We start from the raw sequence: 26,315 nt of genomic DNA, 5'->3' as shown, positions 1-26,315 counted from the left end.
CGGACGGTCAGCGGCGGTGCGGCAGCGAGGGGAGTTCGATCTCCGGCTCGCACCCGTTGGGCTGGTCGCTGGTCGGGGTGCAGATCGCGCCCTGGATCAGGTTGAGCGTGTTGCCGGCGCCCGAGACGGCGGCGGTGAACAGCGGGTCGAGGTCCTCGCCGCCGGTGCCGCAGCCGGTGAACGGCGGGATGGTGAGGTCGCGTTGGGAGAGCGGGCCGCCGCCCTGCAGGGTGTAGTCCGGCCTGCCGTCCCCGCCGCCCGGCAGGTAGTCGTCCTGCCGGCCCTGCAGCCGCAGGTCGACGGGCCGGCTGGTGCGGCAGTTCGGGCCGACGTCCAGCGGGGTCCCGTTGATCCGCACGTCGTACAGGCGCAGCGACTGGTAGCCGCCGATGGTGAACTCGGCCGGCTGGTCCCAGTCGGAGTTCCCGGTGGCCACGATGGTGAGCGGGCCCTCGGGGACCAGCTCCATCTTCGCGGTGGTGGGCACGAAGCCGTAGGTGAGGAAGGCGGTGTCGGAGGGCGGCAGCTTCAGGTAGCCGAGCGAGTCCGCCTCGAAGTACGGCTGCTGGCCGGGCTCCGGGTCCCAGAGGGTGACGAACCGCCGGGTGAGGTTGATGGCGGCGAGCGCGGGGCCGTGCGCCGGGTCGTTCACCACCGCGGCCTGGCCGAGCTTGTGCACGTTGGCGTAGCCGACCGCGAAGGCGCAGGCGGGCACGTCGGGGAACGGGTCCATGTCGGGGAACGGGATCACGGTCGCCCCGTCAGGGACGGGTGGCAGGCGGGCGGCGTCGAGCTCACCGGTGGGCGCCGCCGGGCAGTCCCGGACGCCCGAGTGCTCGGCGGGCTGGACCCGGATGGTGCTGGGGCGCTTGGGCCGGCCCGGCAGCATCCCCAACGAGAGCGGCGCGGACGGCTTCGCGCCGGTGGCGCCGGCCGCAGCGGTGGGGGTCGCAGCGGTGGGGGTCGCGGGGCTCGCGGACGGGGACGCGGTGGCTCCGGACGCGCTCGGGGACGGCGCGGGCGGGACGGAGGCGGACGGCACGGGAGCCGACGGGGTCGACGGGGCCGGCGGTCCCGGTACCTGGACGGTGCCCAGCGGCGGCGCGCTGCCCTGGGGCGCACACTCGACGGCGGCGAGGCCCGCGGCTGCGGAGTCCGGGGCGGGTGCAGCGGCGGCGCCCGCCGCCCGCAGGTCGAGGGTGAGGGCGAGCACGTGGAACACCACCGGCCCCGGCGCCGTGACCGTGACCGGGGCGGCGGGCCCTTGCGCCGTCAGCACCAGGTCGCCGGTGGCGGGGACGGCCGTGCCGGCCACCAGCAGGTCCGGCCAGCTCGTCTCGGCCACGGACTCCCCCTGGGTGACCCGGACGGTCAGCCCGACCCGTCCTTCGACCGCCGCCGCCCCGGCCGGCAGCAGCGCGGCCAGCCCGTCCCGGGGAACGGTCAGGGTCAGCCGCGGGTCGCCGGGCTCGAACGGGGTGCCGACCTCGCCGCGCGCGGGGTAGCTCTGCGCGAAGCCGACGGCGACCGGGACGGGGCCGGCCTGGGCCGGGCAGCCGAACGCGACCGGCACCGGCGGCGGCGCGCCGTCGGCGACGGAGGAGCCCCCGGGCAGCAGGCCGGCGGACAGCACGGCCACCGCGGCGGCCAGCCGCGCCGAGCGGCGGCGGGCGGCAGCCCTCACGGCGTCCCTCATGGCGTCCCTCCTCGGGCGGGCTCGACAGGCTTGGAGATGGCACGGCGCGGCGCACGGCGGAGGTACGGGGCAGCCGGGACCGCCCTCGGGCAGACGGCCCGGGGAGGCTCGAGAGGCAGGACACTACGGCCCGGTAACAAGCCGTCACAAGTGATCGCGCCGCGGAATCCGCCCGGCCGCCGACGGCCACCGGATTCCCTGTCATCCGATGACAAAAGCGCCGGCGGCCGGTTGTCACGCGGTGCGCAGAGCCGTGCCCGGCCCCACCGGACGGTGCCGGACCGGGGCCGGGGACGGCGGTGCCGGATCAGCTCACGGAGAGGTGATCGACTGCGGCGCGCTGAGCACGTACGCGGCGTTGTAGGTCGCCGGGTCGTTGTTGTTCAGCAGGCCCAGGCAGCTGCCCGACACGCCGTAGGCATGCAGGTCACCACCGCTGATCGTGAGGGTGTTGGTGGAGTTGCTGTAGGTGCCCGTCAGGGTGGCGGGCGTGGTGCTGGTGGGGCCGGCGAAGTCGGCGTTGCAGCCGGCGCCGCTGATGTGCGCCTTGACCCCGGTGACGGTGCCGGTGGTGACCCCGGTGCCGGCGTTGTAGGTGAGCGCGTTGATGCCCCAGGGCAGGTTCTGCGGTGTCACGGTGAAGACGATGCCCAGCGGACCGGAGCAGCTGGTCCAGCCGATCGAGGTGATGGTGGAGATCGGCAGGCCGTTGCCGCTGCTCAGCACGCCCGCCGCGGAGGACGAGGTGCAGGTCAGCTTGGTGCCGGTCCGGGTGTCGGTCAGCTTGGGCGAGGCGGCCTTGGCCGTCCAGGCGCCGCCGGGGCTGGCCGTCCAGGTGGCCGTGGTGGTGGCGGTGGCGGGGGCGAGCGCGAAGCCGGCCGCGGCGGTGAACGCCGCGGCGGCGACAAGGGCGCCCTTGACTGTGTTGCGCACAGGCTGGTCCTTTCCGTGGGTCGGCGTGACGAGCCTGCCGACTTCCCGTCCGACAACGGGAATTCGGCGGCCGCACGCTTCCGGGGAAGCGGGGCGAAATGTGGGGGACGCCCCGCTGAGGTGGGACGTTACGCACGGGTAATGAGGCCGCGCAACGCTGTCGGCGGAGTTCTCGCAGACCTCGCTACCGGCCGGTAATTTCTTGTTCCCGGCGGATGAGAACCCGCCCCGGTTTTGTCCGGAAGTGAGTACCGGCCCTGCCCTCCGGCGACCAACGCTGCGTCAACTCCCGGCCGATGCAGGCGGTTTACTTCGCCGAGGTACTGCGCCGCGGACCGCTCGTGCTCTATCTTCAGCGGACCACCGAAAGTTGTCCGCATCCGCCCGACCGAGCCGCACCGGCAGGGGGAGCACATGGCCATGCCACCGAAGGTCGCCGGGTCCGGCCCGCGGATGGAACGGGTCCCGCCCGAACTGGCCGCCGTGATGCGCCCCGAACTCCCCAGCCTGCTCAAGGAGATGGCCGCCGAGATCGTCGGCGTCATCCCGGAGTACCGGGAGCTGCTGGAGGGCCCGAACGCCCGGGTGATCCGGGTCGGCATCGAGCAGAACCTCGCCACCTTCGTCGACCAGGTCGCCGCCCCCACCGCCACCACCTCGCTGCGCGACGAGATCTGCCGCCGGTTCGGCCGCTTCGAGGCCTACGAGGGGCGCAGCCTGGACATGCTGCAGGACGCCTACCGGATCGGCTGCCAGGTGGCACTGCGCCGGGTCCGCACCGTCGGCCGGCGCTACAACCTCTCGGCGACCGTGCTGATGGCCTTCGCCGACGCGCTCTTCGCCTACATGGGCGAGATCGCCGAGCTCTCCCGCGAGGGCTACCTGCAGGCGATGGCGGAACTCGGCGAGGAGCCGGACAACCGCCGCCGCCGGCTGCTGCGCCGGATCCTCGGCGGCGCGTCCGTGGCCCGCGGGGCGCTCGCGGAGCTGGCCGAGCACGCCGCCTGGCCGCTCCCGGAGCAGGTCACCCTGGTCGCCCTCGGCCGCGGCGGCCGCCCGGTACGGGCCGCGCTCGACCGGGACGTCCTGCTCGACCTGGCCGACCGCGAACCGTACCTGCTGGTGCCCGGGCCGCTGGACGTCCGGCGCCGCGCCGAGCTGGCGGCCGCGCTCACCGGCTGCCGGGCCGCGGTGGGGCTGACCACCCCGCTCGGCGAGGCCGCGGACTCGCTGCGCTGGGCCCGGCAGCTGCTCGCGCTCACCGGGGACGCCGCGGGCGGGCCGGGGCCCGCGTACTGCGAGGACCACCTGGTCCAGCTCTGGCTGCGCGGCGACCCCGCGCTGGTCCGGCAGATCGCCCAGCACTACCTGGCACCGCTCGACGGGCTCACCCCGACCCGGCGGGCCCGCCTGCTGGACACCCTGCGGACCTGGCTCACCACCCGCGCCACCGCCGCGGAGATGGCCGAGCTGCTCGGTGTGCACCCGCAGACCGTGCGCTACCGGATCCGCGCCCTGGAGCGCGCCTTCGGCGACCAGCTGGTCGACCCGGAGGCCCGGTTCGCCACCGAGGTCGCGTTACGGGCCACCCGGCTGCCCGACCCGCCGGCGCCCCGGCCCGAGCCGGGGCCGGGGCCGCGCTGCGAGTGAACGGGGTGCAGCCGTGGGCCTGCGCCGTGCGCGGGCGGTCGGCAGGACGCGGCCCGGGGTTGACCCCTCCCACCCGAAGGGACCAGCGGGTACCCCGGACGGCGGCCCCCGAGTGCGGAGCACCCACCGGCCGACCACGGTGAGGAACGGTGCTGCTGCGATCTGACGAGCCGGCAACGGGCCGGCCCCCGCCAGCACCCGGAAGGAAGCAACCCATGCGTTCTGCACGTACCTTCGCAACCGGCGCGGCCATCGCCGCCACCCTCCTGCTCGGCGGCCCGGCGGTCGCTTTCGCCGACGGCCCGAGCGACACGGCCAGCCATGAGAAGACCGACAAGAGCTGGGAGGACAGTGGCAAGGAGTCGAAGGACGCCGCGGCGACCACGGAGGAGCACGGCACCTCGGAGGAGCACGGCAAGGACTCCACCAGCGAGCACGCGAAGCCGCACGGCGGCGTCCACACCGGTGGCGGCGGCCTGGCCCTGTCGGGCGGCGGCGCGGCCACCGGCGCGGTCCTGCTGGCCGGCGGCATCGGCATCTCGGCGTACGCGCTGCGCCGCCGCCGCACCGGCGGCGCCGTGGGTGCCGCAGTCTGATCCCCACCCCGCACCAGCGCCCTGCCGGGCCGCCGCCGCACGGTGGTCGGGCAGGGCGTTCGGCTTCCGCCCCGATCGAGAAAGGCCCCCACCGATGGACACCCCGCCACCGGCCCGCCCCGGCCGGCTGCTGCGCTTCGGCCTGGCCGCCACCGCCATCGGCGCCGTCCTGCTGTACACCTCGGTCGACCCCGCGCCGGCCGACGCACCGGCCGCCGCCGCTTCCCCCACGGCCGCGCCGAGCGCCGCCGCGCCCGCGGTGCCGCCGGCCAAGCAGAAGCCCGGAATGGCCCGCTCGAAGCCGACCCGGGTACGGATCCCGCAGCTCGGGGTCGACGCGCCCGTCACCGAGCTGACCCTGAACGCCACCGGCCAGCTGAACGCGCCGCCGGTCGACAACCAGAACCTGGTCGGCTGGTACCGCGACGGCGCCTCCCCCGGCGAGCGCGGCAGCTCCGTGCTGGCCGGGCACGTGGACACCAAGACCGGCCCGGCCGTCTTCCTGCTGCTGCGGATGCTGCTGCCCGGCAACAAGGTCGAGGTCACCCGCGCCGACGGCACCGTCGCCGTGTTCACCGTGGACAGCGTCGAGACCTTCCCCAAGGACGCCTTCCCGGACGACCGGGTGTACGCGGACACCCCCGACCCGCAGCTGCGCCTGATCACCTGCGGCGGCTCGTACGACCGGACCAAGAAGGACTACACCTCCAACGTGGTGGTCTTCGCCCACCTGGAGTCCTCCCGCAAGGCCTGAGGCCGGGGCGGAGGTGGGGCGGACGTGCTGCGGCCCCGGCCCGGATCGCTCCGGGCCGGGGCCGTCCGCGCGCCGCCGGGCGCTCACCCGACGGCGAGCAGCCGGTCCAGCAGCGTCCGGTAGTCGCGCAGTGCGAGCCGCAGCTGCTCGGTGGTGACGGCCGCGTCGCCGTCCGGCGCGCCGTCGGCGCCGCCGAGCACCTTGCGCTGCTCGGCGACCGCCTCGGTGACCAGGTCGGCCGCCTTGCCGACCAGGGCGTCGGCCGCCGCCACGGCCCGGGCCGGGTCGTCGACGAAGCCGGTCTGCACCGCACGCCACTCGGCGGTGAGGCGGTCCACCCGCTCCGGCTCCAGCCAGCCGCCCGTACTGCCCGGCGGGTGCGGCACGGGCTCGCCGGGCAGCACGGCGCGCAGCGTCCGGGTCGGCGAGTCACCGGGCTCGGCGCCCGCACCGCCGGGGCCGGGGTCGGCGGGGACCGCGGCGGGGGCGGGGGCGGCGCCCTGCGGAACGGAACGGTGCGGCTCCCCGGGTTCGGCCTGGCGCGGGACGGTCGCCCTGGCGGTCCGGCCCTCGGCGGGGGGCGGGTGCTCCGAGGAGCGGTGGTCGGCGGCGGGATCGTGCTCCGGCATGTCGGTCTCCTTCAGGACATCGGGGGAACGGGCGGGGTGCAGGGGGCCGGGCTCAGTTGGTACGCGGTGCGGGGGCCTTGCGCAGCGCGGGCGCCGCGGGGCCGGGCGGTTCGACGGGCTCCGCCGTCAGCACCTGGCGGGTCAGCTCGCGGACGGCCAGCAGGGCGGAGCGCAGCTCCTCGGTGCCGACCTGGACGGCCTGGGCGCGCTCCAGGGTGCCGAGCGCGGTGCGGTAGCCGGGCAGGGCGCCGGCGTGCCGGACCGAGAGCGCCTCGGGGCGGCCGTCGGCCGGGTAGCCGATCCGGTCGAGCAGTTCCGCCAGCTGGCGCTCGGCCTCGGCGACGGCCCGCCCGGGGTCGTCGACGAACAGCTCCTGCACCTCGGCCAGCCGCTGCCGGGCGCGCTCCTGGTCGGCCGGCGCCAACGGGCGCAGGTGCAGCTCCCGGGAGCGCCGTACCCGGTCGGACAGGTCGCGCTCGGCGGCACGGACGTCGTCCCCGTGGCCGCGCAGCGCGCGCTCGTACTCCGCTCCGAAACGCTCCCGCAGACGACGGGTGCGCAGCCGGGGCAGGCCCAGTGCGCATCCCACGGCCAGTACCGCGAGGACGGCGACGATCACGATCAGCCAGACCATGCGAACTCCTCCCGAGGGCAGGTCGGCCGAACCCCTGTCCGGCCCGCCGCTCGTCTCACCGCTGCGGCGGGTTTGAAACCGGCCCCGGTCCGGCCGCTCCCGGCGGGGTTCGCGCGGCTGTGCGTCGGGCACGGATGGACAGCGGTAGGTTCGAGGTGAGCGGACCGGATCCGCCGGGGCGGTGCACGCCGTGCCGGCGGCCGATCGACGGACCGGACGCGCCACGAGCGCGTGCGGCGGACGGACGAAGGGTGTCTGACGGATGGTTCAGCAGGTGCAGGGAGTCGTGGCCCTCGGCAAGGGGGCACCGGTGCGGGTGGAGACCGTGCTGGTGCCCGACCCCGGCCCGGGTGAGGCCGTGGTCCAGGTGCAGGCGTGCGGGGTGTGCCACACCGACCTGCACTACCGGGAGGGCGGGATCAACGACGAGTTCCCGTTCCTGCTCGGGCACGAGGCGGCGGGGATCGTCGAGTCGGTCGGCCCCGGCGTCACCGAGGTCGCGCCGGGCGACTTCGTGATCCTCAACTGGCGTGCGGTGTGCGGGCAGTGCCGGGCCTGTCGGCGCGGCCGGCCGTGGTACTGCTTCAACACCCACAACGCGGTCCAGCGGATGACGCTGGCGGACGGCACCGCGCTGTCGCCGGCCCTGGGCATCGGCGCGTTCGCGGAGAAGACGCTGGTGGCCGCCGGGCAGTGCACCAAGGTCGATCCGAAGGCGACGCCGGCGGTGGCCGGTCTGCTGGGCTGCGGGGTGATGGCCGGGCTCGGCGCCGCGGTCAACACCGGCGCGGTGGGCCGGGGCGACTCGGTGGCCGTGATCGGCTGCGGCGGGGTCGGCAGCGCCGCCGTGCTCGGCGCGCGGCTGGCCGGCGCGGCCCGGATCATCGCGGTCGACCTGGACGACCGCAAGCTGGCCGGGGCCACCCGGCTGGGCGCCACCCACACCGTCAACTCCCGCTCCACCGACCCGGTGGAGGCGATCAAGGAGCTGACCGGCGGCTTCGGCGCCGACGTGGTGATCGACGCGGTCGGGCGCCCGGAGACCTACCAGCAGGCCTTCTACGCCCGCGACCTGGCCGGCACGGTGGTGCTGGTCGGGGTGCCGACCCCGGAGATGAAGCTCGAACTCCCGCTGCTGGACGTGTTCGGCCGGGGCGGCTCGCTGAAGTCCTCCTGGTACGGCGACTGCCTGCCCAGCCGGGACTTCCCGCTGTTCATCGACCTCTACCTGCAGGGCCGGCTCGACCTGGAGGCCTTCGTCAGCGAGACGATCCCGCTGGACGGGGTGGAGCAGGCCTTCGCGCGGATGCACGAGGGTGACGTGCTGCGTTCGGTGGTGGTGTTCTGATGGCGGCCGCGCCCCGGATCGAGCGGGTGGTCACCTCCGGCACCTTCGAGCTGGACGGCGGCAGCTGGGCGGTGGACAACAACGTCTGGCTGGTCGGCGACGACCAGGAGGTGCTGGTGATCGACCCGGCGCACGACGTCGAGGCGATCGCCGGCGCGGTCGGCGCGCGCCGGCTCACCGCGATCGTCTGCACCCACGCGCACAACGACCACATCGGTGCCGGGCCGGCGCTGGCCGACCGCACCGGCGCGCCGATCCTGCTGCACCCGGACGACACCGCGCTGTGGAAGCAGACCCACCCCGACCGCGCCCCGGACGGCCCGCTGGCCGACGGGCAGCGGATCGAGGTGGCCGGGGTCGCGCTGACCGTCCTGCACACCCCCGGGCACGCCCCGGGCGCGGTCTGCCTGTACGCGCCGGAGCTGGGGACGGTGTTCACCGGTGACACCCTGTTCGCGGGTGGTCCGGGCGCCACCGGCCGCTCGTTCTCGGACTTCCCCACCATCGTCCGCTCGATCCGGGACCGGCTGCTGGCCCTCCCGGCGCCGACCGTGGTGCGGACCGGCCACGGCGAGGACACCACGATCGGGGCCGAGGCCCCGCAGCTCGACGAGTGGATCCGCCGGGGCCACTGAGGACCAGGGCTTCCGAGAAACCTGTTCGACCCCCGTGGCCTGCCCTGATAGCGTCCCAGGGCCGGCCGCGGGACTCCGGCGCGACTTCCGGAACCTGCCTCTGACGCACTGATTCGCAGCTCGCGCCCCCACTCCCCGGCCGGCACCCCACTGCCCCGGGGGGGGACCGGAATGGACTCGCTCGGCGACCTGATCGCCGCCGACGACGTGCTGCTGTTCGTCAACGCCGCGATCACCTCCACCGGCCAGCGCGAGTTCCACTCCGACGCCGGCGAGCAGCGGCTCTCGCTGGAGTTCCTGCACGCCTACCTGCTCGGCAACTACCGCGACCTGTACGCCGCGACGCTGGCCCTGGACATCAACGACCACAACGCGGCGCTGATCGTGCGGCACCTGCTGGCGAGCGCGGGCGAGGCGTCCGCGGCGCAGCGCCGCACCGAGGGCCGGCTGATCGCCCGCCGGCTGGCGGCGCTGCCGCCGCAGCGGGTGTACCGGCTGTTCGGCGAGCTGCGCCGGGCCAAGGTCAACAACCGGCGGACCAGGGCGATCGTCCGGGACTGGATCGCGGCCCGCCCCGACCCGGTGCTCGACGCCGTCAAGTACCGCGCCGGGCTGAAGGCCGCCCTGCGGCACACCCATCTCCCGCCCGCCACCGCGGAGTTGGGGCCGTTCCTGTTCGCGCCACGGGCCCGGGCGGCGTTCGCCACGCCGCTGTTGGAGCACTGGCGGCAGGCCCACTACCGGCAGTCCGCGCTGTACGAGCTGCCGTACACCGTCGCGGAGGGCTTCGCCGCCCGGCACGGCATCGACCGGGCCGTCTTCCTGGAGCGGATCGCGCCCCGGATGACCCGGCGGGAGCAGCTGCGCCTGCGGGAGTCGACGGTCGCCGCCGGCGGGGCGGCGGTCGACCTGGCCGGGATGCCGCTGACCCGGCTCGCCTCGTACGTGCTCGGGCTGCCGGTGCCGGAGCGGGTGCGGCGCCGCGCGGAGCTGACCGGGGCGCTGCGGGCGGCCGCCGACCGGGCGGCGGGCGGGCAGCGGGGCACCTGGGGCCGGGTGGCCGCGGTGCTGGACGACAGCTTCTCGACCTACGCCTCGGGGCACAAGCGCCGGCGGCCGCTGGCGGTGGCCCTGGCCTGCCACTTCCTGCTGGAGTCGCTGGCCGATACGTACACGGCGCTGTGGACCTCGGGCCGCGGGGACGCGCTGCTGGCCCGGCCCGCCGGCCCGACCCCGCTGGGGCGGCGGATCCTGGACGCGCTGGACACCGCGCCCGAGCGGCTGCTGATCGTCTCCGACGGGTGGGACAACGCCCCGCCGGGGCTGGCCGGCGAGGTGCTGCGGGTCTGGCGCACCCGGCTGGACCCGGACCGCCGGACCAGCGTGGTCCACCTCAACCCGGTGTTCGACGCGGCCGACCTCGACGTGCGCCGGCTGGCGCCGAGCGTGCCCACCGCGGGCCTGCGGGACGCCGAGGACCTGCCCGCGCTGGTCGAGATCGCGCAGTTCGCCGAGGGCCGGACCGGCCTGGCCGAGCTCACCGCCCACCTCGACGCCCGGATCGCCCGTTTCCTGGCCGAGCCGATCCCCCGGGGGACGCGATGACCACCACCCGACCCGCCGTGCCGGCCCGGCTCGACCTGACCGGGCTGGCCGTCCGCCCGTCCCAGGTGTGGGGTGCGGTGCGGCTGGTCCCGCTGGTGCGCGCCGAGCCCGTCGAGGGCCTGCGGCTGCACCGGCTGGCCGCCGGCCCCGAGGCCGGGGCGGACGCTGAGGCCGACGGTGGACTCCGGTACGTGCCGCACGGGTTCGTCGCCGACTGGGCCGAGGACGGCGCGGTCGCGGCGGCGTACGGCACCCAGCTCGCCGAGCGCGCGGACGCCCTGCCGGAGCGGATGGCGCTGGGCCTGCCCGCCCGGGGCGGGCGCCGTGGCGTGCGGGCCCGGCTGCGGTTCCTGCCGCAGCACCTCGCGGTGGACGGCTACCTGGCCCGGCACCTCGGCGGCCCGCCGATCGCCTGGGAGCAGTGGTCGCAGCGGGCGATCCGGCACGGTCTGCCGCCGCGCGCGGAGGAGGCCTACCTCGGCGCCGAGGTGCGCGGACTGGCCGACGCCCTGCGGGTGTTCGAGATCCACCAGGGCCAGTGCGGCCTGATGGTGTTCGCCGCCGACGCGCTGGCCGGCGCCTTCGTGGTGCCGCACCCGGACGACTATCGGGCGCTGCACCCGACCCTGGTCCAGGACCTGTTCGGGGAGCTGATCCACCACTACGCCACGCTGATGGCGCCGGTGCCCGAGTACCGGGCCCGGATCCCCGGCGCCGGCATCCGCTCGCTCGCCGACCTGCGGGCCGCGGCCGACGGGGCGGAGGCGGACTGGGCCCGGTTCCACGAAGAGGTGCAGGCCGCCGGTCTGCTCGACCCCGGCTACCGGGTGCGGCAGTTGCACCGGCTGGGCCGGTTCACGCTGTCCCGGCTGCTGCCGCCGTTCGTCCCCAAGCAGGAGAACCACCTGGGCGAGGCGATCACCGGACCGGACGGCCGGATCGCCTACCTGAAGACCTTCCGGCTGTCCGAGAGCCAGGTGCGGCGCGGGCACCTGCTCGACCGGCTCGCCGCCCACGACTGGCACCTGGCCCGCACCGCCGCCGAACTCGGCACCACCGAGGAGCAGTTGGGCATCCGACTGGAGTCGGCCGGCTTCGGGTCACTGCTCCGGCAGGACGTCCTGGACGGCTACCGGCGCCGCGCGGCCCGCTGAGCGACCGGGCTCAGCGCAGCACCTCCAGGCTGTGGCAGGTCCAGCTGAGCCGGGACGGGCCGCCGGCGCTCGGCACCGGGTGGTAGACGCCGTCGGAGACCGACATGTTGACGATCAGGAAGGCGCGCCAGGACGAGCCGACCCCGCGCCGGTCGGAGTAGACCAGCCGGTCGGCGACGTACCAGTCGACCGAGCGGGAGCCGAACTCGGTGCGCAGCGTCACCGTCGAGCCGGGGGCGATCTGCGAGGGCGGCCCGAGCCAGTACCGGTAGCCGCCCCGGACGTGGTTGGACAGCTCCAGGGTGCTGGGGTTGTCGGGGTGGTACTCGAACACGTCGATCTCGTTGCCGCCCGAGCGCCAGGTCCAGATCGCGGGCCAGGCGCCGAGGCCGGTGGGCAGGGTGACCCGGGCGCGCAGCGCGTCGCCGGTGCGCAGCTGGAAGCCGTCCGGGCTGCCCTCGGTGGTGAGCAGGTCGCAGTCCCAGAGGTCGTCGGAGGTGCGCCGGGTGGCGGCGAACACCCCGCCCTGGATCGGACGCGGCGTCAGGTGGTCCAGCTTGTGGTCACCGCGGTTGGTCGGGCCCATGCCCGGGTACGCGCTGCTCCGCCCGGCCACCCACTGGCGGGTGGAGGTGAAGTCCGCGGTGAAGACCGTGCGACGGACGTCCACGGCCAGCTCGGGGCGCCCCTGCGGGCGCCGGCGTCGATCCCACCAGGACACTACGGCATGCCACCAGCTCACCACGGCACTCTCCTGACGCTCCGACCGGACGGAACGGTTCCGCTCACGTCCCGCCATCTGGAGTACCCGGCCTGGCGCGCTGTATGCGAATCAGTAGCCGTCCGTTGACGCTCCGCGACCGGTGTCGAAGCCGCCGTAGCCGCCGTCGTGGTACAGCAGCGGCGTGCCGCCGTCCGCGCCCGCGGCGAGCACCTCGCCGACCACCAGCAGGTGGTCCCCGACGGGTTGGCGCAGCACCGGCCGGGCCGTCAGCCAGGCCACCACGCCGTCCAGCCGCGGGACCCCGCGCTCGTCCGTCCGCCAGTGGGTGCCGGCGAAGCGGTCGGTGCCGCTGCGGGCGAAGCGCCGGGCCAGCTCCTCCTGGTCGCGGTGGAGCAGGTGGGCGGTGAATGCCTCGGCGGCCAGCACGGCCGGCCCGGCGGAGGCGGTGGCGGAGAGGTAGAAGGAGACCAGGGCCGGCTCCAGGCTGGCCGCGGCGAAGGAGGTGGCGGTGAAGCCGGCCGGGCCGGGCACGGTGATCACCGCAACGCCGGCCGGATGGCGCCGCAGGGTGCGGCGGAGCAGGTCGGCGGGCGGCACGGCGGCGGGGCCGTCGGGGCGGCGGCCATCGGCACGGCGGTCGTCGACTGCGGTCACGGTCGGATTCCTTCCGGTACGGCGGACACGTCCATACGACGGGCACGGCGGCGCACGGGCGCCGGGCACCCCCGTACAGCTGAGCTGTCCGCCGGAGGAGCATCTTCCTCCTCAGCTGACGATCAGTCATCAGTCCGGCGCGGATTGGCGGCACCGACCTGGCCGCCACCCCGACCCGATCGGGACGCGGAGGTCGGGCGGACTACCCGGACACAGCACGGCGGCCGCCCCGGCACCTGGCCGGGGCGGCCGCCTGGGGCCCGCCGTCGCTCCCGCCGTCAGTACCGCAGCACCGCGGCGATCCGGTCGTGGTCGGCGAGACTGTCGGCCGGGCGGAAGACCACCTCGGACCGGCTGTCCAGCGCGGCCTCGACCAGTTCGTCGACGATGTCCTCGCGCACGCCCTGCTCCCAGGCGCCCGGGCCCGGCTCGCCCTCCACCGGGGCCAGGTGTCCGTCCGCCAGGCGCACCGTGGCCTGGAAGGTCTCCTCCACCGCCAGCACCTCGACCCGGCCCTCCCGGACCGCCTCCCACACCTCGTCCAGCCCGGCCGCGAAGAGCTTGCGCCCGCGCGCCTCGTCGAGCAGCTTGCCGAGCCGCCTGCCCTGCTCGGCCGCCAGCTGCTCGGCGGCCGGCGCCAGCTCCTGGAGCAGCACCCGGGCGGGCCCGTCCACCAGCCCGCCCTTGCGCAGGGTGCCGGAGGCGGCGCGGGCCGCGCTGCCGACCTCCTCCAGCAGGCCGACCGCCTGGGCGAGGCCGACCAGCAGGAACGGCCGGGCCTCGGCGGACAGCACGGCGGCCAGCGCGGTGTCGACCGTGCGCAGGAAGCGCCGGGTCTCCTCGTCGCTGAAGGTGCTGGGCTGGTCTCCGACCCGCTCCTGCCGCTCGGGGTCGAAGTCCAGCGGCTCGGGTTCGAGCGGGAAGCCGTGGGTGCGGTCCTCGGTCAGCGACTCGCCGACGCCGCTCCACAGGGTGGCCCGGTCGGCGGCCACCGCGAGCACCCAGTACGGCCGGGTCTGGGCCCGGGCCGCGACCAGGTTGCGGGTGAGGTAGGTGTCGCTCAGCACCACCCGCTCGGGCACCGACCGGGGCAGCGACCACACCTGGTGCTCCCGGGCGGTGGCGAGCAGCACCAGACCGTCCAGCGAGTGCCGCAGGTCCACCTCGGCGGCGGCCTTCTCCAGCCGGGCCAGCAGGTCGATCCGCTCCTGCCGGGACACCTGCGGGTCCGCCTCGACCCGGCGGGCGGCCTCGGCGAGCACGTTGCGCAGCCGTACCGCGTCCTGGGCGTTGTCCGGTTCGCGGCGGTGCGTCGGCATGGTGAGCGACACCGCCGGATAGGGCCGCGGCGCCCGGAGTTCACGGAGGACGGCGGCGGTCAGTGCGTCGGTTTCCATGGGGCCTTCCTGGTCGGTCGCCTGAGGGGCGCGGCGGAGCGCGCCGCCGGCCGCGCTGCTGCCTGGCCGCCGCCGGCCGATCCGCCCACCCCGACGAGCCTGGCACAGCACGGCGGACGCTGCCCGTCGGCCGCGCCGGGGAGGCCGTACGCGGCACGGCGGCCACCGGGGCGACGCGCCACGGGAAGGCCCGCGCCGGGCGCCCACGGGCACCTGGCACGGGCGCCCGGCGCGGGGAGCCGGTCAGAAGCCGGTGTCGTAGGTGTAGTGCTTGGTGTGGTCGAGCATGTCGGCCGGGGTGGTGTCGTTCCACGGCTTCATGCTGTCGTTGAGGTCCACCACGTCCGGGGTGCCGCCGGTGGGCAGGTAGCCCTGGGTGGGGTGGCGGCGCTGCCACTCGGCCCAGAGTTTGTCGATGAAACAGTGGTGCAGCCAGAACACCGGGTCGTTCGGCGACATGCCGGTGCTCATCATGCCGCCGACCCAGACGTGCACCCGGTTGTGCAGGTTGACCCCGCGCCAGCCCTCCAGCTGGTTGCGGAAGCCGTCCGAGGAGCTGTTCCACGGGGCCGCGTCGTAGGTGGTGACGGCGAGCACGGACTCCACCTCGGCCCGGGTGGGCAGCTGGGCCACGCCGGTGCCCAGCGAGCGGCGCAGGAAGTCCCGGCTGTCGGGGCGCACCCCGAGGGTCCACCGGCCGGTGCCGCCGGCGAACGGGCCGGTGGTCACCTGGCCGTCGCGGGCGCGGCCGTTGCCGCCCATCAGGTCGGAGCCCCACAGGCTCGCGGTGGTGGTGCGGTCCGCGGTCCAGTCCCAGTACGGCAGGTTGACGGCCGGGTTGACGCGCTGGAGGTCCTGCTCGAACTGGAGCAGGAAGCGGCGGTGCCAGGGCAGGAAGGACGGCGAGCGGTGGCCGGTCCGCTCGCCGCGGTCGGTGTCGGAGACGATGAACTGGTTGTGGGTGCTCACGTAGGCGTCGTAGCGCCCGAGGCGCTTGAGCTCGAGCACGGCGTCGACGAAGTCGCGCTTCTCCGCGGCGGTCAGGGCTGACTGGTTCTTGCGTACTGCCATGGTCGTCCTCCGGTTCGGTGCAGGGATGGTGGGGGTCGGTCAGCCGAGCGCGAGCGGGACCAGCTGGGCACCCTGCAGGTCGTCGACGGCCGCGCGGGCCAGCGCCCGCGGGGTCTGGTGGGTCTGGTAGTGGTTGATCACGCTGATCCAGGTGCCGTCGGCGTTGCGCATCATGTGCAGCTCGCGGCGGTCTATCTGCACCCGGTAGCCGGTGTCGTGGTGGTGGCCGCCCGCGGCGGCGGGCGCGCCGGCGGTCGGGGCGCCCTGGATCCGGCGGCCGCGGTAGGTCTCGTCGAAGTGGTCGCCGGCCCCCGGGTCGGCGGCCGAGGCCGGGCTGTCGGCGGGGCCGGTGGCGCCGAGCACCACGGCGCCGACGGCGGCGGTCAGCGCGACGCCGGCGCCCTGGAGCATCCGGCGGCGGGTCAGTTCGGTTCCTGAGTGGCCGTTTTCGGACATGGCTGAGTCCCCCCTGGGAGAGAAGTGAGGAATGGGTGGACGGTCGTCACACCGCCACCTCATGCTTTCAAGATCGCGGAGGGTCCGGAACGGCCGATCGGCGGGGGTCGAGGGGATGATCGCATTTTCGGACATCCCGTCACAGATGTTGCATCTTGCACCAACTCAGGAACCACGGCTCCACCCCTGCACCGGCGGCAACCTGGCGAAGATCTTCCGGCCGCCACGGCGTGTCGACGGAAGATCTTTTGCCGAAGCCGAATCCTGTGGTCCGCTTCACGGTCCGAGGTTGGCGCATTGCGGTGGCCTGATCCGACGTCATATTACTTTCGGGTAATCTCTGGCCGTCCGGCGGGTGAACCACCTGCCATCTCTTGAAGGAACAGCACGTGCTCCGTCACCGGCCCAGCCGCCCCGGCCGTCTCACCCGCTCCGCGATGGCCGTAACCGCCGCCTCCGCGCTCCTGGCCGCCCTGCCCGCCGCGCCGGCCCTCGCGGCGCCCGCGCCCGCCACCTCCTCGACCCCGCACCTGGACGCGATCGAGCAGACCCTGCGTCAGGTCTCCCCCGGGCTGGAGGGATCCGTCTGGCAGCGCACCGAGGGCAACAGCTTCACCACCCCCGCCGACGACCCGGCCGGCTGGCTGCTGCAGACCCCGGGCTGCTGGGGCGACGCCACCTGCGCCGACCGCCCCGGCACCCGGAAGCTGCTCGACCGGATGACCGCGGACATCGCCGCGGCCACCCGTACCGTCGACGTCTCGACCCTCGCGCCGTTCCCGAACGGCGGCTTCGAGGACGCGCTGGTGGCCGGCCTCAAGGCCTCGGTCGCAGCCGGGAACCACCTCCAGGTCCGGATCCTGGTCGGCGCGGCCCCGCTCTACAACATCAACGTGCTGCCGACCGCCTACCGCGACGAGCTGGTCGGCAGGCTCGGCGCCGCCGCCGGCGGCGTCACGCTGACCGTCGCCTCGATGACCACCTCCCGCACGGCGTTCTCCTGGAACCACTCCAAGCTGGTCGTGGTCGACGGCCGGAGCGTGATCACCGGGGGCATCAACGGCTGGAAGGACGACTACCTGGACACCCGGCACCCGGTCACCGACGTCGACCTCGCCCTGAACGGCCCGGCCGCCGGCACGGCCGGGCGCTACCTGGACACCCTGTGGGACTGGACCTGCCGGAACACCGGCCTGTTCGGCAACGCCTGGTTCGCCGCCTCGAACGGCTCGGCGTGCCGCCCCTCGCTGGAGCGCGACCTCAACCCGGCCGCCGCGCCCGCGACCGGCGACGTCCCGGTGATCGCGGTCGGCGGCCTCGGGGTGGGCATCAAGGACAAGGACCCGTCCTCCGCCTACCGGCCCACGCCGGTCTCCGCCCCCGACACCCGGTGCGGCCCGGTCAACCTGCACGACAACACCAACGCCGACCGCGACTACGAGACCGTCAACCCGGAGGAGAACGCGCTGCGGGCCCTGATCGGGAGCGCCGGCAGCCACATCGAGATCTCCCAGCAGGACGTCAACGGGACCTGCCCGCCGCTGACCCGCTACGACCTGCGGCTGTACGACCTGCTGGCCGGCAAGCTCGCCGCCGGGGTCAAGGTCCGGATCGTGGTGAGCGACCCGGCCAACCGCGGCGCGGTCGGCAGCGGCGGCTACTCGCAGATCAAGTCGCTGGCCGAGATCTCCGACACCCTGCGCACCAGGCTGACCGCGCTCAACGGCGGCGACGCGCCCAAGGCCAGGGCCGCGCTGTGCCAGAACCTCCAGCTGGCCCCGTTCCGCTCCTCCGCCGCCACCACCTGGGCGGACGGGCACCCGTACGCGCTGCACCACAAGCTGGTCTCGGTGGACGGCTCGGCGTTCTACCTCGGCTCGAAGAACCTCTATCCCGCCTGGCTGCAGGACTTCGGCTACGTGGTCGAGGACGGCCGCGCCGCCGCCCAGCTCGACCGCGACCTGCTCGCCCCGGAGTGGCAGTACTCGCAGGCCGCCGCGACGGTCGACTGGACCAAGGGGCTGTGCCAGGCCTGACCCCGCTCCTCCGGGTGGCCCCCGCCCAGGGGCCGCCCGGACGGCCCGCACGACCGTGCCGAAACAGGCGCCGGAGGCCGGTATTCCACCCGAACGGCGGAGTATCCGGCCCGGTACCAGCACTGTTCGAGCCGTGCGCGGCAGCATGGGGTTCATGACACACGACACCGCACCCAGCGAGTTCAAGACGTATACACACGGTCAGCACATCAGAGTGACCGACCGCTCCTGCGCGCCGGACGGACCGGCCGAGGAGAGCGCGACCGCCCAGCTCGGCGACGCCGACCTGGGCCTGCTCGACGACGGGGCCTGGGACGACGTCATCACCCGCTCCGTCAACTGAACCGCGGCCCGGCGGGTCGCACCCGCACTCAGTGCGGCTCGCCGAGCGGGACCCCCAGCGCGACCAGCCCGGCGAGGAACAGCTCCACCCCGACCGCGGCGAGCAGCAGGCCGAGCAGCCGGGACAGCACCTCCAGGGTGGTCTGGTGGGTCCGCCGGAGCACCGGGGCGAGCAGCGCCACACAGGCCAGGTCGATCGCGACCACCGCCGTGTAGGCCACCGCGATGGTGGTGTTCCAGCCCAGCCCGTTGTCACCGATGGTCTCCACCAGGATGGCGGTCATCGCCAGCGGGCTCGCCACGAACGGGAGCAGCAGCTCCCGGACCCCCTCGGCGAGCGGGTTGCCGAGCGTCTCCGAGTCGTCGCCGGCCCCCAGGTGCAGGCCCAGGACCAGGCCGATCGCGTACACCGTGAAGATCAGACCGCCGGCCAGCTTGAGCGATTCGTCGCCGATGTGGAAGAAGTCGGTGAGGAACTCCGCCGTGTAGGCCACGGCGATCCCCAGCACAGCGGCGATCGCCGAACTGACCGCCGCGACCCGGATCAGCTCCCGGGAGGTACGGCTGCGCGCCAGGTGCCCGAAGGCGAGCAGCACCTTCGGCGGCCCGACCACGGCGAAGAAGGTGATGAAGGCGGAACTCAGGTTGAAAGGAGCCACCGCCCCATCCTGGCCCGCGGCACGCCGGGTACCCCGCAGGCCACACGGCCCGGACCCGGGCGGACCCCCGGGCGGGTGCCGGCGCTACCCTTGTGGCCCATGGCACTCGGCACCGCACTGTGGTCCTTCGCCCTGGTCGTCGGACTCCTCACGCTCACGCCCGGACTGGACACCGCGCTGATCCTGCGCACCGCCGCGCTCGGCCGGCGCCGGCGCGCCTGGGGGGTGGTGCTGGGCATCCAGACCGGCACCTTCGCCTGGGGCACCCTCACCTCGCTCGGGGTCACCGCCCTGCTGACCGCCTCCCAGCTCGGCTACCAGGCACTGCGCTGGGCCGGCGCGGGCTACCTGCTGTGGATGGGCGCCCGGATGCTCCGGGACACCTGGCGCCGCGGGCCCGGTCCGGCGGAGGCCGAGGAACCCGAGCTCCCGGCCGGGCGGGACAGCCTGCGGGAAGGCTGGCGCCAGGGCACCCTGACCAACCTGCTCAACCCCAAGGTGGGAGTGTTCTACGTCGCCGTGCTCCCGCAGTTCATCCCCGCCGGCGCCCCGCACCTGGCCACCGGCGAGCTGCTCACCTCCGTGCACCTGCTGCTCGGCCTGCTCTGGTCGGGCGTGCTGGTGGGCTTCGCCCAGGCGCTGCGGGGCTGGCTGCGCCGCCCGTCCGCGCGCCGCACGCTCGACCGGGTCACCGGCACGGTGATCGCCGGGTTCGGGCTGCGGCTGGCCCTGGAAGGCTGACCGGCCGGGCCCGCGGGCCCGCGCGGCCACCGGGACGCGGCGGTCGGGGAGAATGGCCGGCATGAGCCGACGTACCACCAAGCGCCCGAAGACCGCCCGGCCCGAGGCGGCGCCGTTCAGCGACTCCTCCCCCTGTCCGTGCGGGCTGCCGGCCTCCTACGGCGAGTGTTGCGGCCGGCTGCACCGGGGCGCGGCCGAGGCCGTGACGGCGGAGCAGCTGATGCGGTCGCGGTTCAGCGCCTTCGCCGTCCGGGACGCGGGCTACCTGCTGCGCAGCTGGGACCCGGCGACCCGGCCGGCCGAGCTGGAGCTCGGGCCGCAGCCGCGCTGGGTGCGGCTGGAGATCCTGGGCGGCACGGACGGCGGGGCGTTCCACACCGAGGGGACGGTCGCCTTCCGGGCGCACTTCACCGAACGGGGCCGGGCCGGTTCGATGACCGAGCACAGCCGCTTCCGGCGGCACGAGGGCCGCTGGGTGTACCTGGACGCGCTGCCGGAGGACTGACGGCCGGTCACCCCGGCCCGCGCGAGGGCGGGCCGGGGTGACCGGCTCCTGGTCTAGAGTCCGCCGTTGACCACGGCGCTGCTGACCGCGCCGGACTCCACGTTCCACTTGGCGAGCAGTTTGTCGTACTCGCCGTTGCGGATCAGCTGGTCCAGCGCCTTCGAGACGACGTAACGCAGGTCGGCGCTCTCCTTGTTGACGGTGATCCCGTACGGGCCGGGCTGCAGGTAGCCGCCCGCCAGTTGGAAGCGGCCGCCGCGGTCGGCGGACTTGGTGTTGTACTCGGCCACCGGGTAGTCGTTCAGGTCGGCGGCGGCCGTGCCCGCGGCCACCTCCGCGAGTGCCTTGTCGTCGGTGTCGAGCGAGTGGATCTGCAGCGGCTTGCCGAGCTTGGTGCAGGCCGCCGTCTGGCGCTGCGCGAGCTCGTCCTGGACGGTGCCGCGCTGGACGGCGACGGTGCGCCCGCAGAGGCTGTCCAGGTTGTTGATGCCCAGCGGGTTGCCGGTACGCACCAGGATCGAGGTGCCGGTCATGAAGTAGTCGATGAAGTCGACGCCCGGGTTCTTCTGCCGGCCGTACTCGTCGGTGCCGTCCTGGCGCTGCTTGGTGTCGATGACGGCCGACATCGCCAGGTCGACCTCCTTGGCCTGGACCGCCGGGATCACCTTCTCGAAGGGCATGTCCACGAAGGTGACCTTCAGGCCGAGGTACCTGCCGATGGCGGCGGCGAGTTCCGGGTCGATCCCGGCCGGGTTGCCGTCGGCGCCCTTGAAGTCCACCGGGGCGTAGTTGAGGTTCGAGGCGATGCGCAGCAGCCCGGCCTTCTTGATCTGCTCCGGGATGCGGGCCCGCAGGCCGCTCTGGCCGCCGCCGGGGCCGACCTCGGCGGAGGCGCAGCCGGACAGCAGCAGGCCGCCCGCTCCGAGGGCGGCGAGGAGTCGTGAGGGTGTGCGGGAGTCGTCGAGCATGGTGGTGCCGCTTCCTGAGGGAGGGAAGGAGGTGAGGGGGGAATCGCGCCGCCGGGGCTGCCTGGGTGCGCAGCGCGGACCTCGTCCGTCGCCCCTGGGCCGCTGCGGGGATGGGCGGACGGCCGGCCGGCGGGGGCCCGCCGTCGGGGACGGAGCCTGGCCCTCCCGCCGGGGCCGGCCGGAGCGGCCACCGGGGTCGGGCCGTATCGGCGGAAACCGGGGCAGGTCGGGCTACCGGCGTTCTGTCGGGCCCCACTCTGGGGCATCGCCGACCGGTCGGGGAACTGTCGGTACCGACAAGGCGGGCGCCGCCCGGGGGCCGCGGGGCGTACGAAACGCCGGGCCGGCGGCGGTCCGTGCGGCGTGGCCCGCCGGGTCAGCCGGTCGCCAGCCGGGCCCGCAGGCGTTCGTCCGGGCGGCCCTGCTCGGTCGCGAGTTCCAGGGCCCGGCGCCAGTGCTCGGTGGCCGTCTCACGCCGGCCGCGCTCGTCCAGGACCGTGCCCATGAACTCCGCGAAGTCGAACTCCACGTGCGCGCTGCCCTGTTCGCGCCCGAGCGCGCGCAACTCGTGGATCCGGTCGATCGCCTCGTCGTAGCGGCCGAGCCGGTGCAGGATCTGCGCGTAGGTCTTGGTCGACACCACCAGGTACGGGTCGGAGCTGCGGCCCGCCAGCAGGCCCATCGACTCCTCGGCGTACGGCAGCGCGGTGGCCGGATCGCCGGACTTGGCCCAGGCGTTGGCCAGGTTGTTCAGCGCCTGGGCCAGCAGCCGCGGGTCCTCGCCCGCGCGGGCGGAGGCCACGATCGCCTCGGAGTCCGGGATCGCCTCCGCCGCCCGGCCCGACCGGACCAGCACGCTGGAGCGCAGCGCCCGGAAGCGGTGCAGCAGCATCGCCCGGTCGGCGGGCCCGGCCAGCAGGCTGGCCCGTTCGGACTGGCCGAGCGCCTCGTCGAACCGGCCCAGCCAGGCCAGCGCCAGGCTGTGGTTGGAGTGCAGGTGCGGCCAGCGTTCGGCGTCGCCCGCCGCGCCGGCCGCGGCCAGCGCCGCGCGGGCCGTCTCCTCCCACGGGCGGAACAGGCCGACGTCGTTGTAGAGGAACCCGGCGTTCTCCACCAGCCGGCAGGCCCGCTCGTACTGCTCCCCGGACTCCCCGGCGGCCAGGACCAGCTGCCGGACGGCCGGCTCCTCCCGGCGGAACCACGCGTGCACCGCCGCCGGGCCGTCGAAGGAGGGCACGGCGGTGACGGGCACGGCCGGGTGGTGCAGCCGGTGCCAGGCGCGGATCCGGCCGACCGCCGCGGCGGTCGCGGCCAGGTAGTGGTCGAGCAGCCGGACGGTGGCGAGCTGCCGCTGCGCGCCGTCGAGCTCCTCCTCGGCCAGCCGGCGGCAGTACAGCCGGACCAGGTCGTGCGCCTGGAAGCACCCCGGGCCGGTCTCCTGGAGCAAGTGCAGGCCGGCGAGCGCGGCCAGCGCACCCCGGCCGGCGCCGGGCGGGCGGTCGAGCAGGGCGGCGGCCGCGTACGCGTCGATCTCCGCCCCCGGGTGCAGCGCGAGCAGCGGCAGCAACCGGGACGCCGGCTCCGGCAGATGACGCCGGCTGAGGCCCAACTCCCGCTCCACGCCCAGCCGGTCGGGCCCGCCGAACGCGGCCAGCCGGACCTGCTCGTCCTCCAGCTCGCCGACCAGGTCGGCGACCGACCAGGCGGGGCGGGCCACCAACCGGGCGAGCGCGATCGCGAGGGCCAGCGGCAGGTGGTCGCAGAGCTCGGCCAGCCGGCGCGAGGCGCGGGTGTCCTCCAGCGCCCGGCGGTCGCCGAGGCGCAGCCGCAGCAGCTCGTGGGCCGTGGTGGTGGTGAACACCCCGACCGGGTGGAAGGCGGCCTCCCTGGTAACGACCAGCTCGGTCAGCGCGTCGCGGCTGCAGACCACCGTCATCGCGGGGCCGGCCTCCGGCAGGAACGGTTCGGCGTCGGCCGGGCGCGCCACGTTGTCCAGCACCACCAGCAGGCGCCGCGCGCGCAGCTGCTCCCGGAACAGCTCGGCGCGGGCGGCGGTGTCGGCCGGGACCGCCTGGTCCGGTACGCCGAGGGCGCGCAGGAAGCCGTGCGCCACGTCGCCGGGGTCGGCCGGCCCCTGCGGGCCGAAACCCTGGAGATCGCCGTACAGCTGACCGTCCGGGAACCGGTCGGCGGCGGCGTGCGCCCAGCGGACCACCAGGGTGGTCTTGCCGCTGCCGGCCGGCCCGGCGACCACCACCGGGCCGGGAGCGGCGGCTCCGGCGAGCTCGTCCAGCCGGGCCCACTCCTGCCGACGCTCGACGAAGCCCGCGAGCGGGCGGGGCAGGGTTCGCGGCGGCGTCGGGCGGGCCCCATCGGTGGTGGGGACGATGGTGGGTGTCGGGGTGGCGGCCGGGGGGTCGAGGGACGGGTCGGCGCACAGGATCCGCTCGTACAGGCGGGCCAGAGTCGGGCCGGGGGCGACGCCCAGGTCGGCGTCCAGCCGCCGGCGCACGTCCTGGAAGACCGCGATGGCCTCGGCCTGGCGGCCGCAGCGGTAGAGGGCCAGCATCGACAGCTCGCGCAGCCGCTCGCGCAGCGGGTGGGCGGCCGTGAGCTCGGCCAGGCCCGCGACCAGCTCGGCGTGCCGGCCGAGATCCAGGCCGAGTTCGGCGCGCTGCTGCTCCGCGTCGACGATCCGCTCGGCCAGGCGCTCGCGGTGGCGCTCGGCGTACCGGCCCGGCAGGCCCGCCAACGGGGCGCCGGTGGGCAGCGCCAGGGCCTCGGCGAGCAGGGTCTCGGCCCGCGCCGGCCGCCCCGCCGTCCGGGCCTGCGCGGCCTCGCGCAGCAGGTGCTCGAACCGGACGCCGTCCACGCTCCCGGGCGGTATGCACAGCAGGTAGCCGCCGTCGGACCAGACCAGCGGCCCCGCCGCACCAGCCGGGGCACCGAGGGTGCGGCGCAGCCTGGAGACGTAGCCGCGCAGCGTGGCGACGGCCGCTGCGGGCAGCTGCTCGCCCCAGACGGCGTCCAGCAGCACCTCGAGGCCGACCGGGCGGCCCGGGTCGAGGAGCAGCGCGGCCAGGACGACCTGCTGCTGCGGGCGGCCTGCGGCCAGCTGCACGGGCCCGCGCCAGGCCCGCACCGGGCCGAGCAGCGAGAACCGCAGCTCGTCGTCCACCGGATCCGGCATCCGCCACCCCACCCGAGCTGAAGGAACGTTCCCGGCGATTATTCCAGCCCCGGTGGGGGGTGGGGCGCGCGGGCCTTGCGGGGACGGGGGCGGGGTGGGCAGGCGCGTTGGCGGGTGCGGGGCCCGGGGGTGCTGACTCGCGCAGTTCCCCGCGCCCCTGAAGAGCTACTGCCGGGGGGCTGGCGTGGGGGCGGCAATCGGGTGGCCATCGAAGGGCAATCGTGCGCGACGACAATGCGTCCCGCCGTCCGCCCCGCGCTCGGTGGCGGGCCCGTGCGGCCCGGACCGGGTGGCCGGACGGCTCCCGCCCGGCGGGCTCCCCCGCTGCCGGCCGCCTTCAGAAAGGACCTCGCCATGCGCCTCGTGGCCCCCGCCACCGACCCTGCCGCCGTCCCGTCCCCCGCCGGGCGGCTCGCCGCCCGGGCCGGCTCCGCCCTCTCCGCCGCCCTGCTGGTCGCCCTCGCGGGCGCCGCCGCCCTTCCGGCCGCGGGCGCCGGCGTCGCCGTCCTGGCGGGCGGCGAGGCCCCGCCGGTGCCGGGCAACACCCACGTGTCGACCTGGAACAAGGGCCTCAACTAGGCACCGGCGGAACGACCCTGCGCGGGCACCTTCCGGCCGACCGGCCGGGTGGTGCCCGCGTTCGCGTCGGCGTCCGCGCGGGTGCGTCCGGCGCCGGGTCCGGCTGCCGTAACGGCCGCCACGGTCTCGTGGTCCGCGCCCTCCCGGAGGTATCGTGCGCACGACACGCTCCGGACGACCGAGGGAGGAGCCGTGGGGTCGACCGCCACCACCGCGCTGATTCCACTGGTGCTGCTGCTCGCGTCGGTGCTCTGGGTGTACCAGGACGCCTCGGCGCACGACGACCGCGGAGCGTCCGTCCGGTTCTCGGCCGGTTCGGTCGAGGTGAGCGGGCCCGCGGTCTGGGCGGTGGGCTGCCTGTGCCTGTGGGTCGTCTTCATGCCGCTCTACCTGGTCTGCCGGCGGCAGGCAGGCTGAGCGGGAGGGACCGCAAGCCGCCCGGCTACAGGGACTTCGCGGCGTCGCGGATCACGTCCAGCACGAAGTCCGGGTGGGAGAGCATCGGGACGTGGCTGCTGTCGACGTCGTAGGTCTTGGCGCCCATCCGGTCGGCGGCGAAGCGCTCCAGGTCCGGGTTCACGGTGCGGTCCTGGTTGGCGACGATGTACCAGCTGGGCTTGGTGCGCCAGGCGGTGCCGGGCACCTGCTGGTCGAACAGGTCCGCGGTGGGCACCGCACCGGTGGCCAGCACGAGCTTCTGCTCCGCCGCCGGCAGGTCGCCGCAGAAGTCCGGTACGCCCGAGGGCTTGAGCCACAGCCGCCCGTCGGCGACCTCGAGGTGCTGGAAGACGGGCGTGGGATCGAACTGTGCCTGGTGCTGCTGCGAGGTCTCGTTCTCGTCCGGGGCCAGCGCGGCGATGTAGACCAGCGCGCCGACCCGGTCGTGGGTGCCCGCCTTGGTGATCAGGGTGCCGCCGTAGGAGTGGCCGACGAGCACGAGCGGCCCGGGCACGTGGTTGAGCGTGAAGGTGACGCACGCGACGTCGCTCTCCAGGGAGTTGAGGCCGTGCTGCGAGGCGAAGACCTCGTGGCCCTCGGCCTGGAGGGCCGGGATCAGCTTGTTGAAGCACGATCCGTCGGCCCAGAGCCCGTGGGCGAATACGATGCCGGGCTTGCCCGCCATGTCGGTACCTCCTGCGTGAAGTCCTGCACGATGCGTTGCTCGAACTCCCCCCGGCGGCCGGGAGCGGCCGAGCCCGATCGTCCCGTAGTCCGTGCGTCCCGGCCCCGCGACGCCCCACGGCCGGACGGTTCCGTGACCCGTTCGGCGGCACCGGGGGCGCGCGTCGTCCGATCGACCTCCACCCCGTCCGGCCGTGCTGTCGGAGGCGGCTGACAGGATGCCAGAACACGGAGCCG

The 26,315-nt window shown here is 75.1% G+C and carries 26 protein-coding genes; 13 read left to right on the top strand and 13 right to left on the bottom strand.

Annotated features, from left to right (window positions below):
* Positions 1–7 precede the first annotated feature (7 nt).
* Together ABT014_RS13520 and ABT014_RS13515 are read right to left on the bottom strand one after the other, a co-directional pair.
* Entirely contained in the window at positions 8–1,696 is a 1,689-nt protein-coding gene (locus ABT014_RS13520; RefSeq protein WP_350638861.1) for a DUF6801 domain-containing protein, read from the bottom strand.
* A 312-nt stretch (positions 1,697–2,008) separates the two neighbouring features.
* Entirely contained in the window at positions 2,009–2,629 is a 621-nt protein-coding gene (locus ABT014_RS13515; RefSeq protein ID WP_350638860.1) for a hypothetical protein, read from the bottom strand.
* Positions 2,630–3,049: 420 nt separating this feature from the next.
* Between ABT014_RS13515 and ABT014_RS13510 the strand changes: the two genes are divergently transcribed.
* The 3 genes from ABT014_RS13510 to ABT014_RS13500 all read left to right on the top strand — a co-directional run bounded on the left by ABT014_RS13510 (position 3,050) and on the right by ABT014_RS13500 (position 5,629).
* Positions 3,050–4,279 carry a PucR family transcriptional regulator gene (locus tag ABT014_RS13510; RefSeq protein ID WP_350638859.1) on the top strand — a complete coding sequence of 410 codons (1,230 nt, stop codon included), beginning with the start codon at positions 3,050–3,052 and terminating at the stop codon, positions 4,277–4,279.
* A gap of 215 nt (positions 4,280–4,494) precedes the next feature.
* Entirely contained in the window at positions 4,495–4,875 is a 381-nt protein-coding gene (locus ABT014_RS13505) for a hypothetical protein (protein WP_350638858.1), read from the top strand.
* A 94-nt stretch (positions 4,876–4,969) separates the two neighbouring features.
* Entirely contained in the window at positions 4,970–5,629 is a 660-nt protein-coding gene (locus ABT014_RS13500; RefSeq protein WP_350638857.1) for a class F sortase, read from the top strand.
* 83 nt (positions 5,630–5,712) lie between these two features.
* Here the strand turns inward: ABT014_RS13500 and ABT014_RS13495 are convergent, their stop codons facing one another.
* Together ABT014_RS13495 and ABT014_RS13490 are read right to left on the bottom strand one after the other, a co-directional pair.
* Positions 5,713–6,258: a hypothetical protein gene (locus tag ABT014_RS13495; protein WP_350638856.1), complete on the bottom strand. Its 546-nt coding sequence runs from the start codon at positions 6,256–6,258 to the stop codon at positions 5,713–5,715.
* Positions 6,259–6,310: 52 nt separating this feature from the next.
* Positions 6,311–6,892: a hypothetical protein gene (locus ABT014_RS13490; protein ID WP_350638855.1), complete on the bottom strand. Its 582-nt coding sequence runs from the start codon at positions 6,890–6,892 to the stop codon at positions 6,311–6,313.
* A 262-nt stretch (positions 6,893–7,154) separates the two neighbouring features.
* Between ABT014_RS13490 and ABT014_RS13485 the strand changes: the two genes are divergently transcribed.
* The 4 genes from ABT014_RS13485 to ABT014_RS13470 all read left to right on the top strand — a co-directional run bounded on the left by ABT014_RS13485 (position 7,155) and on the right by ABT014_RS13470 (position 11,634).
* A complete protein-coding gene (locus ABT014_RS13485) occupies positions 7,155–8,240 on the top strand; it encodes an S-(hydroxymethyl)mycothiol dehydrogenase (protein ID WP_350638854.1) in 1,086 nt (361 codons plus the stop codon).
* On the top strand, positions 8,240–8,875 hold the full coding sequence (locus tag ABT014_RS13480) for an MBL fold metallo-hydrolase (RefSeq protein ID WP_350638853.1): 636 nt from the start codon (positions 8,240–8,242) through the stop codon (positions 8,873–8,875). Before ABT014_RS13485 ends, ABT014_RS13480 begins: the two co-directional genes overlap by 1 nt.
* 171 nt (positions 8,876–9,046) lie before the next feature.
* On the top strand, positions 9,047–10,480 hold the full coding sequence (locus tag ABT014_RS13475) for a hypothetical protein (protein ID WP_350638852.1): 1,434 nt from the start codon (positions 9,047–9,049) through the stop codon (positions 10,478–10,480).
* Positions 10,477–11,634, top strand: a complete 1,158-nt coding sequence (locus ABT014_RS13470) for an ARPP-2 domain-containing protein (RefSeq protein WP_350638851.1) — start codon at positions 10,477–10,479, stop codon at positions 11,632–11,634. The genes ABT014_RS13475 and ABT014_RS13470 overlap by 4 nt, the downstream gene beginning before the upstream one ends.
* 10 nt (positions 11,635–11,644) lie before the next feature.
* On the opposite strand, the gene ABT014_RS13465 is transcribed toward ABT014_RS13470, so the two are convergent.
* From ABT014_RS13465 to melC1, 5 genes are all read right to left on the bottom strand, one after another.
* Positions 11,645–12,376, bottom strand: coding sequence for a LamG domain-containing protein (locus ABT014_RS13465; RefSeq protein ID WP_502894957.1), 732 nt, complete (start codon positions 12,374–12,376; stop codon positions 11,645–11,647).
* A 90-nt stretch (positions 12,377–12,466) separates the two neighbouring features.
* On the bottom strand, positions 12,467–13,012 hold the full coding sequence (locus ABT014_RS13460) for a flavin reductase family protein (RefSeq protein WP_350638850.1): 546 nt from the start codon (positions 13,010–13,012) through the stop codon (positions 12,467–12,469).
* 278 nt (positions 13,013–13,290) lie between these two features.
* Positions 13,291–14,409, bottom strand: coding sequence for a baeRF3 domain-containing protein (locus ABT014_RS13455; protein ID WP_350638849.1), 1,119 nt, complete (start codon positions 14,407–14,409; stop codon positions 13,291–13,293).
* A 243-nt stretch (positions 14,410–14,652) separates the two neighbouring features.
* A complete protein-coding gene (gene melC2, locus ABT014_RS13450) occupies positions 14,653–15,480 on the bottom strand; it encodes a tyrosinase MelC2 (RefSeq protein ID WP_350638848.1) in 828 nt (275 codons plus the stop codon).
* A 39-nt stretch (positions 15,481–15,519) separates the two neighbouring features.
* On the bottom strand, positions 15,520–15,936 hold the full coding sequence (melC1, locus tag ABT014_RS13445; protein WP_350638847.1) for an apotyrosinase chaperone MelC1: 417 nt from the start codon (positions 15,934–15,936) through the stop codon (positions 15,520–15,522).
* Between the two features lie 437 nt (positions 15,937–16,373).
* Between melC1 and ABT014_RS13440 the strand changes: the two genes are divergently transcribed.
* Complete coding sequence (locus ABT014_RS13440) at positions 16,374–17,972, top strand: phospholipase D-like domain-containing protein (RefSeq protein ID WP_350638846.1); 1,599 nt, start codon at positions 16,374–16,376, stop codon at positions 17,970–17,972.
* Positions 17,973–18,186: 214 nt separating this feature from the next.
* Positions 18,187–18,315 carry a hypothetical protein gene (locus ABT014_RS13435; protein WP_350638845.1) on the top strand — a complete coding sequence of 43 codons (129 nt, stop codon included), beginning with the start codon at positions 18,187–18,189 and terminating at the stop codon, positions 18,313–18,315.
* 28 nt (positions 18,316–18,343) lie between these two features.
* On the opposite strand, the gene ABT014_RS13430 is transcribed toward ABT014_RS13435, so the two are convergent.
* Positions 18,344–18,973, bottom strand: a complete 630-nt coding sequence (locus ABT014_RS13430) for a MarC family protein (protein ID WP_350638844.1) — start codon at positions 18,971–18,973, stop codon at positions 18,344–18,346.
* Positions 18,974–19,072: 99 nt separating this feature from the next.
* Between ABT014_RS13430 and ABT014_RS13425 the strand changes: the two genes are divergently transcribed.
* Complete coding sequence (locus ABT014_RS13425) at positions 19,073–19,714, top strand: LysE family translocator (protein WP_350638843.1); 642 nt, start codon at positions 19,073–19,075, stop codon at positions 19,712–19,714.
* 61 nt (positions 19,715–19,775) lie between these two features.
* Complete coding sequence (locus ABT014_RS13420) at positions 19,776–20,219, top strand: YchJ family protein (protein ID WP_350638842.1); 444 nt, start codon at positions 19,776–19,778, stop codon at positions 20,217–20,219.
* Between the two features lie 53 nt (positions 20,220–20,272).
* Here the strand turns inward: ABT014_RS13420 and ABT014_RS13415 are convergent, their stop codons facing one another.
* Positions 20,273–21,187, bottom strand: a complete 915-nt coding sequence (locus ABT014_RS13415) for an ABC transporter substrate-binding protein (protein WP_350638841.1) — start codon at positions 21,185–21,187, stop codon at positions 20,273–20,275.
* Positions 21,188–21,563: 376 nt separating this feature from the next.
* Positions 21,564–24,377 carry an AfsR/SARP family transcriptional regulator gene (locus ABT014_RS13410; RefSeq protein ID WP_350638840.1) on the bottom strand — a complete coding sequence of 938 codons (2,814 nt, stop codon included), beginning with the start codon at positions 24,375–24,377 and terminating at the stop codon, positions 21,564–21,566.
* A gap of 354 nt (positions 24,378–24,731) precedes the next feature.
* On the opposite strand from ABT014_RS13410, the gene ABT014_RS13405 reads away from it, so the two are divergent.
* Positions 24,732–24,956, top strand: a complete 225-nt coding sequence (locus ABT014_RS13405; RefSeq protein WP_350638839.1) for a hypothetical protein — start codon at positions 24,732–24,734, stop codon at positions 24,954–24,956.
* 192 nt (positions 24,957–25,148) lie between these two features.
* On the top strand, positions 25,149–25,373 hold the full coding sequence (locus ABT014_RS13400) for a hypothetical protein (RefSeq protein WP_350638838.1): 225 nt from the start codon (positions 25,149–25,151) through the stop codon (positions 25,371–25,373).
* Positions 25,374–25,398: 25 nt separating this feature from the next.
* Here ABT014_RS13400 and ABT014_RS13395 read toward each other — a convergent pair whose 3' ends face one another.
* Positions 25,399–26,079 carry an alpha/beta hydrolase gene (locus ABT014_RS13395; protein ID WP_350638837.1) on the bottom strand — a complete coding sequence of 227 codons (681 nt, stop codon included), beginning with the start codon at positions 26,077–26,079 and terminating at the stop codon, positions 25,399–25,401.
* Positions 26,080–26,315 lie beyond the last annotated feature (236 nt).

Source organism: Kitasatospora sp. NPDC094015, from assembly GCF_040304075.1.
Taxonomy (GTDB): domain Bacteria; phylum Actinomycetota; class Actinomycetes; order Streptomycetales; family Streptomycetaceae; genus Kitasatospora.
This window is presented reverse-complemented; position numbering and strand designations above follow the sequence as displayed.